At 33.6% G+C, this 15,112-nt stretch carries 16 protein-coding genes; 11 read left to right on the top strand and 5 right to left on the bottom strand.

Annotated features, from left to right (window positions below; genetic code table 11):
* Positions 1-8: 8 nt before the first annotated feature.
* The gene (locus ACWA1F_RS17490) at positions 9-581 is read right to left on the bottom strand and encodes an adenylate kinase (protein WP_306158290.1); all 573 of its coding nucleotides are present in this window, start codon (positions 579-581) and stop codon (positions 9-11) included.
* A 66-nt stretch (positions 582-647) separates the two neighbouring features.
* Positions 648-1,178, bottom strand: a complete 531-nt coding sequence (hpt, locus tag ACWA1F_RS17485; RefSeq protein WP_306158292.1) for a hypoxanthine phosphoribosyltransferase — start codon at positions 1,176-1,178, stop codon at positions 648-650.
* 186 nt (positions 1,179-1,364) lie between these two features.
* On the opposite strand from hpt, the gene ACWA1F_RS17480 reads away from it, so the two are divergent.
* From ACWA1F_RS17480 to ACWA1F_RS17440, 9 genes are all read left to right on the top strand, one after another.
* Complete coding sequence (locus tag ACWA1F_RS17480; RefSeq protein ID WP_456895492.1) at positions 1,365-2,639, top strand: PQQ-dependent sugar dehydrogenase; 1,275 nt, start codon at positions 1,365-1,367, stop codon at positions 2,637-2,639.
* A gap of 444 nt (positions 2,640-3,083) precedes the next feature.
* The gene (locus ACWA1F_RS17475; protein ID WP_456895490.1) at positions 3,084-5,186 is read left to right on the top strand and encodes a TonB-dependent receptor; all 2,103 of its coding nucleotides are present in this window, start codon (positions 3,084-3,086) and stop codon (positions 5,184-5,186) included.
* A 22-nt stretch (positions 5,187-5,208) separates the two neighbouring features.
* Positions 5,209-5,760 carry a hypothetical protein gene (locus tag ACWA1F_RS17470; protein ID WP_306158296.1) on the top strand — a complete coding sequence of 184 codons (552 nt, stop codon included), beginning with the start codon at positions 5,209-5,211 and terminating at the stop codon, positions 5,758-5,760.
* A gap of 213 nt (positions 5,761-5,973) precedes the next feature.
* The gene (locus ACWA1F_RS17465) at positions 5,974-6,222 is read left to right on the top strand and encodes a DUF6364 family protein (protein WP_456895488.1); all 249 of its coding nucleotides are present in this window, start codon (positions 5,974-5,976) and stop codon (positions 6,220-6,222) included.
* The gene (locus ACWA1F_RS17460; protein WP_456895486.1) at positions 6,219-6,641 is read left to right on the top strand and encodes a type II toxin-antitoxin system VapC family toxin; all 423 of its coding nucleotides are present in this window, start codon (positions 6,219-6,221) and stop codon (positions 6,639-6,641) included. The genes ACWA1F_RS17465 and ACWA1F_RS17460 overlap by 4 nt, the downstream gene beginning before the upstream one ends.
* A gap of 34 nt (positions 6,642-6,675) precedes the next feature.
* The gene (locus tag ACWA1F_RS17455) at positions 6,676-7,830 is read left to right on the top strand and encodes a 5-(carboxyamino)imidazole ribonucleotide synthase (RefSeq protein ID WP_456895484.1); all 1,155 of its coding nucleotides are present in this window, start codon (positions 6,676-6,678) and stop codon (positions 7,828-7,830) included.
* Between the two features lie 303 nt (positions 7,831-8,133).
* On the top strand, positions 8,134-8,619 hold the full coding sequence (gene purE, locus ACWA1F_RS17450; protein ID WP_456895482.1) for a 5-(carboxyamino)imidazole ribonucleotide mutase: 486 nt from the start codon (positions 8,134-8,136) through the stop codon (positions 8,617-8,619).
* Positions 8,620-8,734: 115 nt separating this feature from the next.
* Positions 8,735-10,762, top strand: coding sequence for a M3 family metallopeptidase (locus ACWA1F_RS17445; protein ID WP_456895480.1), 2,028 nt, complete (start codon positions 8,735-8,737; stop codon positions 10,760-10,762).
* A 152-nt stretch (positions 10,763-10,914) separates the two neighbouring features.
* On the top strand, positions 10,915-11,574 hold the full coding sequence (locus tag ACWA1F_RS17440) for a SanA/YdcF family protein (RefSeq protein WP_306158310.1): 660 nt from the start codon (positions 10,915-10,917) through the stop codon (positions 11,572-11,574).
* Between the two features lie 14 nt (positions 11,575-11,588).
* Here ACWA1F_RS17440 and ACWA1F_RS17435 read toward each other — a convergent pair whose 3' ends face one another.
* The 3 genes from ACWA1F_RS17435 to ACWA1F_RS17425 all read right to left on the bottom strand — a co-directional run bounded on the left by ACWA1F_RS17435 (position 11,589) and on the right by ACWA1F_RS17425 (position 13,638).
* Complete coding sequence (locus ACWA1F_RS17435) at positions 11,589-11,939, bottom strand: type II toxin-antitoxin system HicB family antitoxin (RefSeq protein ID WP_456895477.1); 351 nt, start codon at positions 11,937-11,939, stop codon at positions 11,589-11,591.
* Position 11,940: 1 nt separating this feature from the next.
* Complete coding sequence (locus ACWA1F_RS17430) at positions 11,941-12,183, bottom strand: type II toxin-antitoxin system HicA family toxin (protein ID WP_456895475.1); 243 nt, start codon at positions 12,181-12,183, stop codon at positions 11,941-11,943.
* Positions 12,184-12,375: 192 nt separating this feature from the next.
* On the bottom strand, positions 12,376-13,638 hold the full coding sequence (locus ACWA1F_RS17425) for a cation:proton antiporter (protein WP_456895473.1): 1,263 nt from the start codon (positions 13,636-13,638) through the stop codon (positions 12,376-12,378).
* A gap of 138 nt (positions 13,639-13,776) precedes the next feature.
* On the opposite strand from ACWA1F_RS17425, the gene ACWA1F_RS17420 reads away from it, so the two are divergent.
* Both ACWA1F_RS17420 and ACWA1F_RS17415 read left to right on the top strand, forming a co-directional pair.
* On the top strand, positions 13,777-14,280 hold the full coding sequence (locus tag ACWA1F_RS17420; protein WP_456895471.1) for a GbsR/MarR family transcriptional regulator: 504 nt from the start codon (positions 13,777-13,779) through the stop codon (positions 14,278-14,280).
* A gap of 73 nt (positions 14,281-14,353) precedes the next feature.
* The gene (locus ACWA1F_RS17415; RefSeq protein WP_456895469.1) at positions 14,354-15,091 is read left to right on the top strand and encodes a YqjF family protein; all 738 of its coding nucleotides are present in this window, start codon (positions 14,354-14,356) and stop codon (positions 15,089-15,091) included.
* Positions 15,092-15,112 lie beyond the last annotated feature (21 nt).

Genomic DNA, 15,112 nt, shown 5'->3' with positions numbered 1-15,112 from the left:
ATAAGCTTCTACAAATTATCTATAACTGACGTTAATCGCTCTGTAATTTGTTCAATAGTTCCGATACCATCTACGGCGTGAAACTTGTTTTGTTCTTTATAATATCCAATAAGAGGAGCTGTTTTTTCGTTGTATTCTTGGTATCTCACACGAATTTTTTCTTCGTCTTGATCGTCAGCTCTTCCGCTTGTTTTTCCTCTTTCCAATAAACGTTTTACCAAAATCTCATCATCAGCTTCTAAAGCAATTGTTGCTGTTACACTTGAGCCGATTGTTGGTAAAAATTGATCTAAAGCCTCAGCCTGATTAATTGTTCTTGGGTAACCGTCGAACAAAAATCCTGCAGTATCTGGATGTTTTTTTACCTCATCAATTAACATTGCAGTCGTTACTTCGCAAGGAACCAATTCTCCATTGTCCATAAAAACTCTTGCTTTTTTTCCTAGTTCAGTATCATTTTTTAAATTGAAACGAAAAATATCTCCTGTTGAAAGGTGTGTTAAATTGTATTTCTCTTTTAAAAATTCTGCCTGAGTTCCTTTTCCTGCACCAGGCTTTCCAAATAAAACGATGTTAATCATAATTGAAATGAGTGTTGTTACTTCTGTCTTTCAGAAGTCTTTAAATGAATATTTAGTTGTGTTTTGTTATTCTGCTAATTTATACACTTCGGTTAAGTTTCTTCCTAAACCATCATAGTCCAAACCATAACCCACAATAAATTTGTTCGGAATACGAATTCCGACATAATCTATTTTAATGTCTTTTTTATACGCTTCAGGTTTAAAAAACAAAGTTGCAATTTTAAAATGCTTTACATTTTGTGCTTTAAACAAGTGCTTCAATTCTTCGATTGTATTTCCGGTGTCAATAATATCTTCAATAATTACAACCGTTCTATCGGTCAAATCTTGATTGATTCCTATTAATTGTTTTACCGATTCTGTCGATTCCGTCCCTTCATACGAAGCCATTTTGATAAACGAAACCTCGCATGGTTTTTTATATTTTTTCAAAAAATCCGACACCACCATAAAAGCACCATTCAAAACTCCAATAAAAATTGGTGTTTCATCTCCAAAATCATCTTCTACTTGAGCAACCATTTTGGTCAAAGCAAAATCAATTTCTTTAGCCGAAATAAACGGAACAAATTGTTTATCGTGAAGTTGTATCATTATTTTTCTTTTTAAAATAATGGACAAAGATAAAGAATTAGAACTTAACAGCTTCTATCAAAATAAACTGTATCGAGATATTTTTTCGGAATGTTAAATATCAGTTAATGTTTACAAATTATTTTTTGACGCTATTTGATTTTTAAGTAAATTGTTGTTATGTAAATATTTAACTCCAAAAAACCGATGAAAAAATCCTTAACCCTACTTTCAATACCCTTATTAGCCTTAATGACAGCCTGCAACGGACAGGTAAAAAAAGAAGAGAAAGAAGCTCTAGCCAAACAGCCAGACAACATTGTAAAAACAGCTATCGGAGACATTACGCTGCCTCCGCCCTACGCGACAGAATCGAAAACCAATAATAGTAAAGTTATTGGATGGCCTGCAGGCAAAACTCCAAAAGCGCCTGAAGGTTTTACGGTTACTAAATTTGCAGATGGATTCGAAAATCCGCGCTGGACGTATATTGCATCAAACCAAGATATTTTTGTTGTAGAAAGTGGCACAAGAACTAGTAAAAACCAGATTACAGTTTTACGAGATAAAGACAAAGACGGAAAATTTGAAACACGCGAAGTTTTTATTTCCGGTTTAAACAAACCTTTTGGAATGCTGGTTTTAAAAGACTTTTTCTACATTGCCAACACCGACGGATTATACCGTTATCCTTATAAAAACAATCCTTTGAAATTGGAAACTAAAGGAGAAAAAATTCTTGAACTTCCTGCAGGTGGTTACAACAATCACTGGACAAGAAATTTATTGGCTAGCCAAGACGAAAGCAAAATTTATGTTTCTGTTGGTTCTGGAAGCAATAATGCAGAACACGGAATTGACAAAGAAGTGCGCCGTGCCGCAATTTTAGAAATTAATCCTGACGGAACGGGTGAAAAAACCTATGCTTCGGGACTTAGAAACCCTGTGGGAATGGACTGGAATCCTGTAAACAAAGAATTATGGACTGCTGTTAATGAACGTGATGATTTGGGAGACGATTTGGTTCCCGACTATATTACGAGTGTAAAAAGAGATGGTTTCTACGGTTGGCCCTATTCTTATTTCGGAAGCATTCCTGACCCAAGAATGAAAGGCGAAAGAAAAGATTTGGTCGAAAAAGCAATTGTTCCCGATGTTCCAGTTGGCGCTCACACCGCTTCTTTGGGATTGGCTTTTTACACCAAAGATAAGTTTCCGGCGAAATATAAAAACGGAGCTTTTGTTGGTCAGCATGGATCTTGGAACCGTTCTAAAATTTCTGGTTATAAAGTACTTTTTGTTCCGTTTAAAGACGGAAAACCTTCAGGAAAACCAGAAGATTTTTTAACTGGTTTTATCTCCGATCAAAATAAAGCCGAAGTTTACGGACGCCCTGTTGCGGTAACTGTTATGAATGACGGATCGCTTTTGGTAAACGATGATAGCAGCAATACTATTTGGAAAGTTACTGCGAATAAATAATCAAATTTGGTTTAACCACAAATTACACAAATTTTCGCAAAATTAATTTGTGTGAATTTGTGTAATTTGCGGTTAAAAAACTTTCAAATTAAATATTTTAAACACATAGAGACATAGATTTTATTTAAAAAGAAGTTGATAAAAGAAAACTTAGTTTTCACACATAGATTGCTATGTGACTTTTATAAGTAAAACGCCTTTTTTGCCTCAATGAAATGCTGTGTCTCTATTTGTTAAAAAATAAATTTCAATTTTCATTCGCCTAGATAAAATTCCAAATTCCAAGAATTGAGATAAAAATTTAAACACATAGATTTTCACAACATAGCCCACGGTTTCAACCGTGGTAGCGCAACGCATATCGCAAACCGAGTTCCCACGGTTGAAACCGTGGGCTATGTTTAAATTCTATATCAATAGTTGTGTTTAAACACAAACCTTTTTATGATTTTTAAAAAAAATTACCTGCCTCTTTTTGCAATCATTGCTTCTCTAAACATTTTTGCACAACAAAAAGAAACCCACAATATTGACTCCACCAAAACTCAAAAACTCCAAGAAGTTTTAATCAGTCCGCTTCATATCAATCGGGATTTGCAAAATAGTCCAGCTTCGATTGGCATTTTATCCCAAAAAGAATTACTTCAAAATAATACGACTGACATTAGTAATGTGATTAATACTATTCCTGGTGTTTTTATGCAGTCTTCTAATATTACAACAACCCGAATTTCGATTCGAGGCATTGGTGCGAGAACTCCGTACGGAACCAATAAAATCAGAGCTTTTTACGGCAGTATTCCGCTAACTTCTGGAAACAGTGAAACCGTAATTGACGATATTGATCTTCAAAACATCAATCAAATTGAAATCATAAAAGGACCGCTTTCGAGTGTTTACGGCGCTGGATTGGGCGGTGCAATTTTAATTTCGCCTCAATCTTTAAAGAAAGGGAATTATCAAACGGAAATCAGTTCTGTTTTTGGCTCTTTCGGATTATTGAAAAACAGAGTCAGTTTTGATTTGAATGAGAAAAATTCCTCCCTAAATCTGAGTTATCACAATTTAAAAACCGACGGCTGGCGCGAAAACAGCGCTTACAATCGGGAAGGAATTACGCTTTCTGGAGAATTGTTTCGAAAAGAAAAAAGCAAACTGACTTACTTTTCTAACTATACTTATTTAAAAGCTTACATTCCTAGTTCGATCAACAAAACCACTTTCGAAAATAATCCGCAGGCTGGCGCACCGACTTGGGTCGCTTCACAAGGATTTAAAGAATACAAATCGACTTTGGCAGGATTGGCGTATGATTTTAAACTAAATGACCATCTAAACAATTCAACTTCGGTTTTTATCAATTATAAAGACAGCAACGAACCACGTCCTTTCGATGTATTGCGTCAATACACTTTTGCATCGGGCGTACGAACGCAGTTCTCGGGTGATTTTGAAATCGGAAAAATCAAAAATCAATTTATTGCCGGATTAGAATATTTCAGGGATAATTACAGCGGTAACACTTTCGAAAATCTCTATCAGCAAAATAATGGAAACGGAAGTTTACAAGGCGATCAGCTTTCAGCAACCGATCAGAAAAGGCATTTTTATAATGTTTTTTCACAAATTAGAACTTTACTTTCTGATCAATTTGAAATTCAAGCAGGATTAAATTACAACAAAACCAAATTTGAATTGCAAAATGATTTTCCCGCTTCCGCGAATGATCCAAAGGAAACTTATAGTTATGATGGCATTTTTTCGCCACAGCTTTCTTTTCTATACAAACCTAGCGAAGTCCGAACTTTATACATTTCTGTAAGCCGAGGTTTTTCTCTTCCCGCGACTGAAGAAACTTTAACCAGCACCGGAAATATTAATCAGGACATAAAACCAGAAACCGGTTATAATTTTGAATTTGGCGGCAAGTTTCATTTTTTCAATAAAAAACTATACACCGAAATTGCTGTTTTCAGAATGGAAATAAAAGATTTATTGGTTGCCAAAAGAATTGGAGATGATCAATATGAAGGCGTGAATGCTGGAAAAACTTTTCATGAAGGAATTGAAGTTTCATTAAGACACAATTGGACAATTAATAGAACTTTAAATTTGAACTCTTATGTTGGCGCTTCCGTCGGAAATTATGAATTTAAAGAATTTGATGACAACGGAAATGACTATTCGGGAAATAAATTGACTGGAGTTCCTGCCAATACCGCAAGTGCAGGTTTTAATTTGAATACCAATTCAGGATTTTATTTTGCAGCCGATTTTCAATTCACAGACAAAATTCCGATGAATGACTCAAACGCTAATTTTTCAGATTCTTATTCTTTATTGAATTTAAAAACTGGCTATCAATTTGAAATTTTGTCTGGGCTAAAAGCTCATTTTGATGCAGGAATAAACAATGTCACAAACGAAAAATATGCTTCTATGATTCTTACCAATGCAACAGCAGTTGGAAATGCACAGCCTAGATTTTATTATCCTGGACTACCTATAAATTATTACGGAATTATCTCATTAAATTACTTATTTTAGCAGTGTATTAAACATCATAAGAATGCTTTCTGAATTACAAAAAAAACTAGATTATGTCAATGCTTACAGAGAAAACCGTCTAAAAGTAGCGCAGGATATTTTAGAGAATCCTTTGCTTTTTAGCGAGCTCATTTCAATATGTTTTTCGCCAGAAGACAAAAACAACCATAAAGCCTGCTGGATTCTAGAATTTGTTTCTTATGAAGAATTGCTTTGGCTACAGCCACATCTTGATTTTTTCTGTTCCAATTTGAAAGTTTTAAAAGACGAAAGTTCACTGCGTCCAGTTGCAAAAGTCGTTCAGCTTCTGGTAAAATCACATTATAAAAAAGGCGAAAACTGTATTAAACTTTCAGAAGAAAACCTGCAGGATTGTATTGAAGCTTCTTTTGACTGGTTAATTACAGATGTCAAAGTGGCGACAAAAGCATACTCTATTCGAACTCTATATATTTTAGGCAATCATTACGATTGGATTCATCCCGAACTAAAAGTTATTATTGATAAAGATTTTGGAGATCATTCAGCCGCCTATAAAGCCGTTGCCAAAGAAGTTTTGAAGAAAATGAAATAAAGTTTTGCCACAGATTAAACAGATTTAAATGTTGTTAGCCACGACCCGAGCGATAGCGAACAGGCGAAGCAATTTCACGAAGTACACTAATTTATTCTGGTAGAAAAAATCCTAAAAATCTTTTTAATCTGTGGCTGAAAAAAATTCGAGCAATTCGTGTAATTCGTGGCAGAAAAAAAAATATTACGTACATTTGTAAAAACTTTACGTATCATGAATACTAAACTCACATTATCGCTAGAAAAAGAAGTTATCGAACAGGCAAAATCGTATGCAAAAAAAACTGGCAGAAGTTTATCTGAACTTGTCGAAAGTTATTTTAAGAATCTAACTGAAAAAGAACAAACATACGATGACATTCATCCTAAAGTAAAAAAACTTATTGGAATTGTTACTTTGCCAGATGATTTTGATGAAGAAAAAGTAAAAGAGAAGCATTATAGAGAAAAATATGGTCTATGAAAAACGTATTTATAGATACAAATATTTTAATGGATATTTTTGCAAACAGACAACCTTTTGTCCATAATTCTTTAAAAATTTACACTTTAGGAGTTGACAAAAAAATTCAGCTTTTTTCAACTTCAAACACTATTATTACATTGCATTATCTTTTGAAAAGGCTAATTCCTGAAGAAAAGATAAGAATGGCATTAGACGAGATTATACAAAACATAGAAATAATTCCGGTTGACGCGACGATTATAAAGAAAAGTTTAAAATCTAATCATAAAGATTTTGAAGATGCTATTCAGATTGTTTCAGCTCAATCAATCCATAATATGGATTGCATTGTAACGAGAGATTTGAAAGACTTTAAATTTTCTGAAATCAATGTATTCACACCAGATGAATTTTTAACAAAAATAAACAACAATTAACTAAGTGAATTTCACAAAATTCAAACAACACACAATGAATTATTTTTCTTCTGATTTTAAATTAGGAATATTAGGCGGCGGACAATTAGGCAAAATGCTTTTGTTCGATACACGCAAATTTGACATACAAACTTACGTTCTCGATCCAAGCGACGAAGCGCCGAGTAAAATTGCCTGCAACAAATTCTTCAAAGGCGATTTAATGGATTATGAAACGGTTTATAATTTCGGAAAACAGGTTGATGTTTTGACTTTCGAAATCGAATTGGTTAATCTTGAAGCTTTAACACAATTAGAAAATGAAGGCGTAAAAGTATATCCATCTCCAAAAACTTTAAAAGGAATTCAGAATAAAGGTGTTCAAAAACAATTTTATGCTGAAAATGATATTCCAACAGCATCTTTCTTGAGATTCGACAGTCCGGAACAATTGATAAAATCGGTTGGAAATAATGAAATCACAATTCCGTTTGTATGGAAATGCACGGAATTTGGTTATGACGGAAACGGTGTAAAAGTAATACGTCAAACTTCCGATTTAGATAATCTTCCAAATGTAGAATGTATTGCCGAAACTATGGTTCCGTTCAAAAACGAATTAGCGGTCATTGTTTGTAGAAGTCCGTTAGGCGAAATCAAAACGTATCCGGTTGTTGAAATGGAATTTCATCCAGAAGCCAATCAGGTAGAATACGTAATTTGCCCAGCAAGAATCGACGAAAAAGTAGCAGAAAAAGCAAGAGCGATTGCCCTGAATGTTTCAGAAAAATTCAATCACGTCGGACTTTTGGCAGTAGAAATGTTCCAAACCAATGAAGATGAAATTTTAGTGAATGAAGTAGCGCCGCGTCCGCACAACTCTGGACATTATTCAATAGAAGCGAGTTACACTTCACAATTCGAAAATCATTTGCGCGCTATTTTAAATCTTCCGTTAGGAAACACTGATAGTAAAGTGGCTGGAATTATGGTAAACTTAGTTGGCGCCGAAGGACATTCTGGAAATGTAGTTTACGAAAATATTGAAACCATTTTAGGTTGGAACGGTGTTACGCCGCATATTTACGGTAAAAAAGAAACGCGTCCGTTTAGAAAAATGGGGCATGTTACGATTGCAAACGAGGATATGAACGAAGCAAGAAGAATTGCTGAACAAGTTAAAAACACTATTAAAGTGATCTCTCAGTAATTAACATTCGAAAATGGATTTTGTAGAAATCATAATGAATATTTTAAATTTATCTAGCATTTCAAATCTGTTTAAAACTCATTTTGAAAAATTTACAGATAAATATGAATACAAAGGAGAAAGAATAAAAAGTTTTATAGCTTTTGCAATTCTTTGTCTTTGCTTCATACTATTTTCAATCGGAAGCACATTTTTGTTTTATACAATCTTACTTAAACTAAAATCATAATTATTTAAATACTTCAGTTACAGCGCTCAACTTGAAACCTGAAACCTGAAACAAAAATAAACAACACAAAAAAAATGAGCAAAGTAGCCGTTATCATGGGAAGCATTTCAGACATGCCAGTTATGCAGGATGCAATTGACATGTTGAAACAATTTAATATAGAAGTTGAAGTCGATATCGTTTCGGCACACAGAACACCAGAGAAATTGGTAGATTTCAGTAAAAATGCACACACACGCGGAATTTCCGTAATTGTTGCCGGTGCGGGCGGTGCTGCACATTTACCAGGAATGGTGGCTTCGATGTCTCCGCTTCCTGTAATTGGAGTTCCTGTAAAATCTAGCAACTCGATTGATGGTTGGGATTCAGTTTTATCTATTCTTCAAATGCCGGGTGGCGTTCCAGTTGCTACTGTTGCTTTAAACGGCGCAAAAAATGCCGGAATTTTAGCGGCACAAATTATTGGAAGTTCTAATAAAACTGTTTTAGATTCTATTATTGTTTATAAAGAAGAATTGAAAGCGGCGGTTAATAAAGCCGCTGAAGGATTAAAAAAATAAAAGTTAATTTCACAGAGATTCACAAAGCAAACACAAAGCTTCGCAAAGGTTAATTTAAAAAACTTTGCGAAGCTCTGTGCCTTCTTAGCGGAACTTTGCGTAACACAACAACACTATGAGCGTATTAACACAATATTTCAACACCAAACATAACACAGCACCTTTTTCGCAAATCAAAATCGAAGATTACGTTCCTGCTTTTCAGGAAGGAATTAAATTGGCTAAAGCTGAAATTGATGCGATTGTAAATAATCCAGACGCACCGACTTTTGAAAACACAATTGTCGCGATGGATTATTCTGGCGATATTTTGGATCGTCTTTCTAGTATTTTCTTCAATTTGAATTCGGCTGAAACCAATGACGAAATGCAGAAAATTGCTCAGGAAGTTTCGCCTTGGCTTTCTGAACTCGGAAATGACATTCGCTTAAATGCTGAATTATTTGCTCGTGTAAAATCGGTTTACGATCAAAAAGAAAGTTTGAACCTCAACGCAGAGCAAACTACTTTATTAGACAAAAAATATAAAAGCTTCTCAAGAAACGGAGCAAATCTTCCAGAAGACAAAAAAAATCAACTGAGAGAAATCGACAAAGAATTATCGAAACTGAGTTTGCAATTTGGTGAAAATGTTTTGGCAGAAACCAATAATTTTGAATTGCATCTAACTGATGAAAAAGACCTTTCAGGTTTGCCAGAAGGAACAATCGAAGCCGCAAGATTATTAGCCAAAAATCAGGAAAAAGAAGGCTGGATTTTCACTTTAGATCATCCAAGTTATGTTCCGTTTTTAACATATGCAGATAATCGTGAATTGCGTAAAAAAATGGCAATTGCTTTTGGTGCGAAAGCTTTTCAGAAAAATGAATTCAATAATGAAGAAAACGTTCTGAAAATTGCAAAACTGCGTCACGAAAGAGCCAATCTTTTAGGTTATAAAACCCATGCTCATTTTGTTTTGGAAGAAAGAATGGCTGAAAGTCCAGAGAAAGTTTTTTCTTTTTTGAATGATTTATTAGCGAAAGCAAAACCTGCAGCTCAAAAAGAATTTGCGGAATTAACCGCTTTCGCGAAAGAATTAGACGGAATCGAGCAGTTAGAAAAATGGGATGGCGCTTATTATTCTGAAAAATTAAAACAACAGCTTTTTAATTTAGATGATGAAAAACTGAAACCATATTTTCAGTTAGAAAAAGTTTTAGACGGCGCTTTTACGGTTGCTAAAAAATTATACGGTTTAACTTTTACGGAAGTTTTTGATATTGACAAATACCACGAAGAAGTTACAACTTACGAAGTTCGTGATGCAGATAATAATTTAGTTTCGATTTTCTATGCCGATTTCTTTCCAAGAAAAGGAAAAAGAAATGGCGCCTGGATGACTTCATTCAAATCACAATACGTAAAAGATGGCGTGAATGAAAGACCACATATTTCGAATGTCTGCAACTTTACTAAACCAACCGAAACAAAACCTTCATTATTAACTTTTAATGAAGTGACGACTTTATTCCACGAATTTGGACACGGTTTACACGGAATGTTAGCTGACACGGTTTACCCAAGTTTATCCGGAACTTCTGTTTACTGGGATTTTGTAGAATTGCCAAGTCAGATTATGGAAAACTGGTGTTACGAACCGGAAGCTTTGGCTTTGTTTGCGAATCATTATGAAACGGGAGAAATCATTCCGATTGAATATGTGCAGAAAATTAAAGAAAGTGCCAGTTTCCAAGAAGGTTTGGCTACTTTACGTCAGTTAAGTTTTGGACTTTTAGATATGGCGTGGCACGGACAAGATCCGACAAACATTACCGATCTTAAAACTTTCGAAACAGAACAATTTGCAAATACACAATTGTATCCAGACGTAAAAGAAAATGCAATGAGTACAGCATTTTCTCATATTTTCCAAGGCGGATATTCTTCTGGATATTACAGCTACAAATGGGCAGAAGTTCTAGACGCTGATGCTTTCGAATTTTTCCAAGAAAAAGGAATCTTTAACGAAGAAGTCGCGAAAAAATTCAAAGACAATGTGCTTTCAAAAGGAGGAACAGAACATCCGATGACTTTGTACAAACGTTTTAGAGGTCAGGAACCAAAACCTGAAGCGTTGTTGAAGAGAGCGGGATTATTATAAAGCGCCTAAGATACTAAGTCTCTAAGTTGCTAAGCTTCTTTGAGATTCAAATACTAGAACCGAAGTTTTCCGCTTCGGTTTTTTTATTGTATTTTGTCAAAAGCAAATTTAGCTATCTTCGCATTTTAAATCTTAATCTTACAAAATAAGCCGTGAAAAAATATTTCAAAATCTTTCTTTACCTCGCCATTATCGGAATAATTACAATCCTTTCTGTAAACTATCACATCACCTCATCAACTAAAAAATACATTCATTATTCGATAAAGAAATTCCCAAAGAATGATGTTGGAATTATTTTTGGCGCAGGAATTAACGGAGATCAGCCTAGTAAATATTTAAAAGATCGTTTGGACGCAGGAATAATGCTTTGGAAAGCAAAACGTATCAATAAAATTTTACTTTCGGGAGATAATGGCCGTGAAGAATATGATGAATTAACCGTGATGAAAAATTACTGTTACAGAAATGGTGTTGACACCACAAAAATCTTTATCGATTATGCTGGATTTGACACGTACTCTACAATGTACCGCGCAAAACATATTTTCAAAATCAGAAAAGCAACTTTAATTTCGCAGGAATATCATTTAAATCGAGCAATTTACATTGGAAGAAGTCTGGGAATAAAATCGGCGGGATATTCTGCCAACAGAGGAGAATATTTAGGTTATAAATATGTAACATTTAGAGAATATCTTTCTAGATTTAAATCATTTCTCGATGTTCTGAGAAATCGCGAACCTCATTTTCTAGGCGGAGAAATTAATATTAATGGAGAATCGAATTATTCGAAAGACGATAAAAGATAAGCTCTTGAATGTTTTTAATTTAAAACCTCTTCATGTTTTACAACATAAGATATTGCTTCTTTTACAATTTCATTTAAATTGAGTCCTTTCTTAACTGCCAAAAGAGCAATTTTTTGGTGTAACTCTTGAGAAACTCTAACGTTAAAAGATCCTTTATAAATTTTTTCCGGAGATTTATTCAACATCTTGCATGTCTCTAAATAATCTTCGACAGCCTCTTTAAAAGATTCTTCCAAATCAGTAACTGAAGAACCTTCAAAGGTTACTAAATCATTGATACCTTGAATTTTTCCAAAGAATATTTTATCATCTGCAGAGAATTCTAATGTACCAATATATCCGTTATATTCTAAATAGTTTTTCATCTTACAATTCTAAATGTTCAATAATAATATTAAGCTGATACACCTTCAAAACCTTCTGTGGATGTGGTTCGTGTAAACTTATAATTTGTTTATTTTCATTTACAAATTTCCTTCTTGATCCACCTGTTTTTCCTTGCGAAATCTGTGTATATCCAAAATGATTTAGAACTTTCAGCATTTCATCCCAAGAAAAATCTTTTGGTTTTGATTTTAACTTCTCAATAAGTTTATCAATTTTACTCATACAAATTTATCATTAAATTTCAATTTAGCAACTAAATTTTAGTCGCAGAATTAAATCAAGATTAAAAATTAAGAAAAATCTTTCAATAAGCGTAATTTTGTAACGTTGTTCATTTACGAATAAATAATAAAGCCTGCAGAATATACAGGCTTTTCAATCTATGATGATTTTTGAATAGAGAATCTTGCCACTCTATTCTTTCTCTAAAACTCGTTTAGCCAGTTTTCCAACAGTTAGTCCCTGTACCACAATTGAGAATAAAACGACGATATACGTTATTTCTAGCAATAAGTTTTTGTATTCACTTTCTGGCATCGAAAGTACTAAAGCAATAGAAACTCCTCCGCGAATTCCTCCCCAAACCAAAACCATTAAAGAACCTTTGTTGTAAGCCGATCTAATTCCGAAGAACTTGAAAATATCAAAGAATTTCCATGGTAAAACTATAGAGGTAAGTCGTGAAAACAGTACGATAAAAATAGCCACAAAACCTGTTAATAATTGTTTGTTCAAGTCTGGAAGCAATAACAATTCGAAACCAATAAAAAGGAATAAAACAGCATTTAGAATCTCATCTATAAGTTCCCAGAATTTACCTAAGTAATCTTTTGTGACTTCACTCATCGCCACTTTTTTGCCATAATTTCCGATAATTAATCCAGAAACTACCATCGCAAGCGGACTCGAAACGTGCAAACTTTGAGCTACTAAGAACCCTCCTGTTACAATAGAAAGCGTTATTAAAACTGAAACTTTATAATCGTCAATTTTCTTCATGACTTTTGAAGCTGTGAATCCGAAAACTGCTCCTAATAAAAGCCCGCCAATTCCTTCTTTTATAAACAACCACGTAATCGAGCCAAAAGTCGCATCAAATGTCGGATCTGTTGCCATTTTTAAAACAACAGCAAACATTACTACCGCTACTCCATCATTAAACAAAGATTCTCCCACAATTTTAGTTTTGATTCTTTTAGGAACTTTAGCTTCTTTTAAAACTCCCAAAACCACAATTGGATCGGTTGGAGAAATTAATGTTCCGAAAACTAAGCAAAATATATAAGGTATTTGGATTCCAAAAAGTGGTGCTATATAAAACAGAAGCATCGAAATAATTAAAGCAGAAAGCACAACACTTACCGTAGAATAAATCATAATCGGCACTTTTTGCTCTTTAAGATCAGCCATATTCACATGCAGTGCACCTGCAAACAGAAGAAAGTTTAGCATGGCGCCCATCAAGATTTCGTTGAAATCAAATTGTTTTATTAATTCAAAAAAATGTTTGGTGGTTGCCGGAAAATAAGAATCTCCCAAAAGACGAATTCCGACAGAAACAAGCATCGCAATAATCATAATTCCGATTGTTCCTGGAAGTTTTAAAAATCTTAAATTTAAATAGGCGAAGAAAGATGCTAATACAATAAGCACCGAAAAAGTGTAGTATAATTCCATAAAATGTGATTTTTACAAAAATAGCTGTATCATTATTTAATCAAAAATTTCGTGGGTTGAATTAACATAACTTTACAACTTGTTAAATATGTTTCAATTATTTTTGAAAGTTTAAAAACTTTTGCCTACATTTGAACTATGGAATTCAAAGAAGCAAAAAATAAATTCATTCAAACTTGGGGAGCTTTAGGTTCTCAATGGGGCATTAATAAAACCATGGCACAGATCCATGCTTTATTAATGGTCTCTAACGAAGCGGTTTCTATGGAAGACATTATGGAAGAATTACAAATTTCGCGAGGAAACGCAAGCATGAACCTTCGTGCTTTGATGGACTGGGGAATTGTTTACAAAGAGCTTAAAGCGGGAGAAAGAAAAGAGTTCTTTACTGCTGAAAAAGATTTAGACGAATTGGCTGTAAAAATTTCGAGAGAAAGAAGCAAAAGAGAAATTAAGCCTGCGCTTAAAATCTTAAAAGAGGTTTCGACAATTGAAGCCAAAGATTCTTCGGAAGAAAAACACTTTGTTGACCAGACTTCTAAACTGTATGATTTTGTTTTAAAAGCAGATAATGTCTTAGATAAAATGACCGAATTAAATGATAATTGGTTGGGAAAATTGGTTATAAAAATGATGAAGTAAAACTCAAAAGTAAAAAAATTTTAATTCAAACTTTCAATTTTTTCTGAAAGTTCAAAACTTAAAAACAATTGATATGAATTTTTTAAACGCAAAATGGAAAAATTTAGCCTTATTTAATTATGAGGTTAATCGCGAATACTTAGAAAAATATGTTCCCGCGGGAACTGAGATTGATATCTGGAATGGCAAATGTTATGTGAGTTTAGTCGGATTTCTTTTTAAAGAGACAAAAGTTTTAGGATTGAAAGTTCCTTTTCATATCAATTTTGAAGAAGTGAATTTAAGATTTTATGTGAAGCGTTTTGAAAATGGAGAATGGAAACGCGGCGTGGTTTTCATTAAAGAAATTGTTCCTAAAAAAGCAATCACTTTTATTGCGAATACTTTGTATCAGGAACATTATGAAACTCGAAAAATGAAACACGGAATCTTCGAAAATGAAAGCACGAATACTTTTGTTTATCAATGGAAAAATGATAAAAAGTGGAATACAATTCAGTTAGAAACTCAAAAAAATCCAACGGAAATTAAAGTTGATTCTGAAGCTGAATTTATTACAGAGCATTATTTCGGATATACAAAAATCAGCGATGAAACTACTTTTGAATATGAAGTTACACATCCGCGTTGGGAGCAACTGGAGGTTCTAAATCATTATGTTGATATTGATTTTAGAAAAACATACGGAGACGATTTTGAATTTCTTCAAAACTTAAAGCCGACTTCTGTTTTTCTTGCAAAAGGCTCTAAAATAGGAGTTAAGAATAAAAGGAAATTGCAAATAATGCCTGTTTTAGAAGAAATGTACTAAGCTATTTTTTAATCCAAAAAA

The organism is Flavobacterium erigeronis (genome assembly GCF_054075165.1).
Note: the sequence above shows the minus strand (reverse complement) of the source record. Positions and strands in the feature narration are given on the sequence as shown.

Excerpts from the sequence above, each read along its gene's own strand:
- ACWA1F_RS17490 (WP_306158290.1), bottom strand. The coding sequence starts at position 581 with ATGATTAACATCGTTTTATTTGGAAAGCCTGGTGCAGGAAAAGGAACT.
- hpt (WP_306158292.1), bottom strand. The coding sequence starts at position 1,178 with ATGATACAACTTCACGATAAACAATTTGTTCCGTTTATTTCGGCTAAA.
- ACWA1F_RS17480 (WP_456895492.1), top strand. The coding sequence starts at position 1,365 with ATGAAAAAATCCTTAACCCTACTTTCAATACCCTTATTAGCCTTAATG.
- ACWA1F_RS17475 (WP_456895490.1), top strand. The coding sequence starts at position 3,084 with ATGATTTTTAAAAAAAATTACCTGCCTCTTTTTGCAATCATTGCTTCT.
- ACWA1F_RS17470 (WP_306158296.1), top strand. The coding sequence starts at position 5,209 with ATGCTTTCTGAATTACAAAAAAAACTAGATTATGTCAATGCTTACAGA.
- ACWA1F_RS17465 (WP_456895488.1), top strand. The coding sequence starts at position 5,974 with ATGAATACTAAACTCACATTATCGCTAGAAAAAGAAGTTATCGAACAG.
- ACWA1F_RS17460 (WP_456895486.1), top strand. The coding sequence starts at position 6,219 with ATGAAAAACGTATTTATAGATACAAATATTTTAATGGATATTTTTGCA.
- ACWA1F_RS17455 (WP_456895484.1), top strand. The coding sequence starts at position 6,676 with ATGAATTATTTTTCTTCTGATTTTAAATTAGGAATATTAGGCGGCGGA.
- purE (WP_456895482.1), top strand. The coding sequence starts at position 8,134 with ATGAGCAAAGTAGCCGTTATCATGGGAAGCATTTCAGACATGCCAGTT.
- ACWA1F_RS17445 (WP_456895480.1), top strand. The coding sequence starts at position 8,735 with ATGAGCGTATTAACACAATATTTCAACACCAAACATAACACAGCACCT.
- ACWA1F_RS17435 (WP_456895477.1), bottom strand. The coding sequence starts at position 11,939 with ATGAAAAACTATTTAGAATATAACGGATATATTGGTACATTAGAATTC.
- ACWA1F_RS17430 (WP_456895475.1), bottom strand. The coding sequence starts at position 12,183 with ATGAGTAAAATTGATAAACTTATTGAGAAGTTAAAATCAAAACCAAAA.
- ACWA1F_RS17425 (WP_456895473.1), bottom strand. The coding sequence starts at position 13,638 with ATGGAATTATACTACACTTTTTCGGTGCTTATTGTATTAGCATCTTTC.
- ACWA1F_RS17420 (WP_456895471.1), top strand. The coding sequence starts at position 13,777 with ATGGAATTCAAAGAAGCAAAAAATAAATTCATTCAAACTTGGGGAGCT.
- ACWA1F_RS17415 (WP_456895469.1), top strand. The coding sequence starts at position 14,354 with ATGAATTTTTTAAACGCAAAATGGAAAAATTTAGCCTTATTTAATTAT.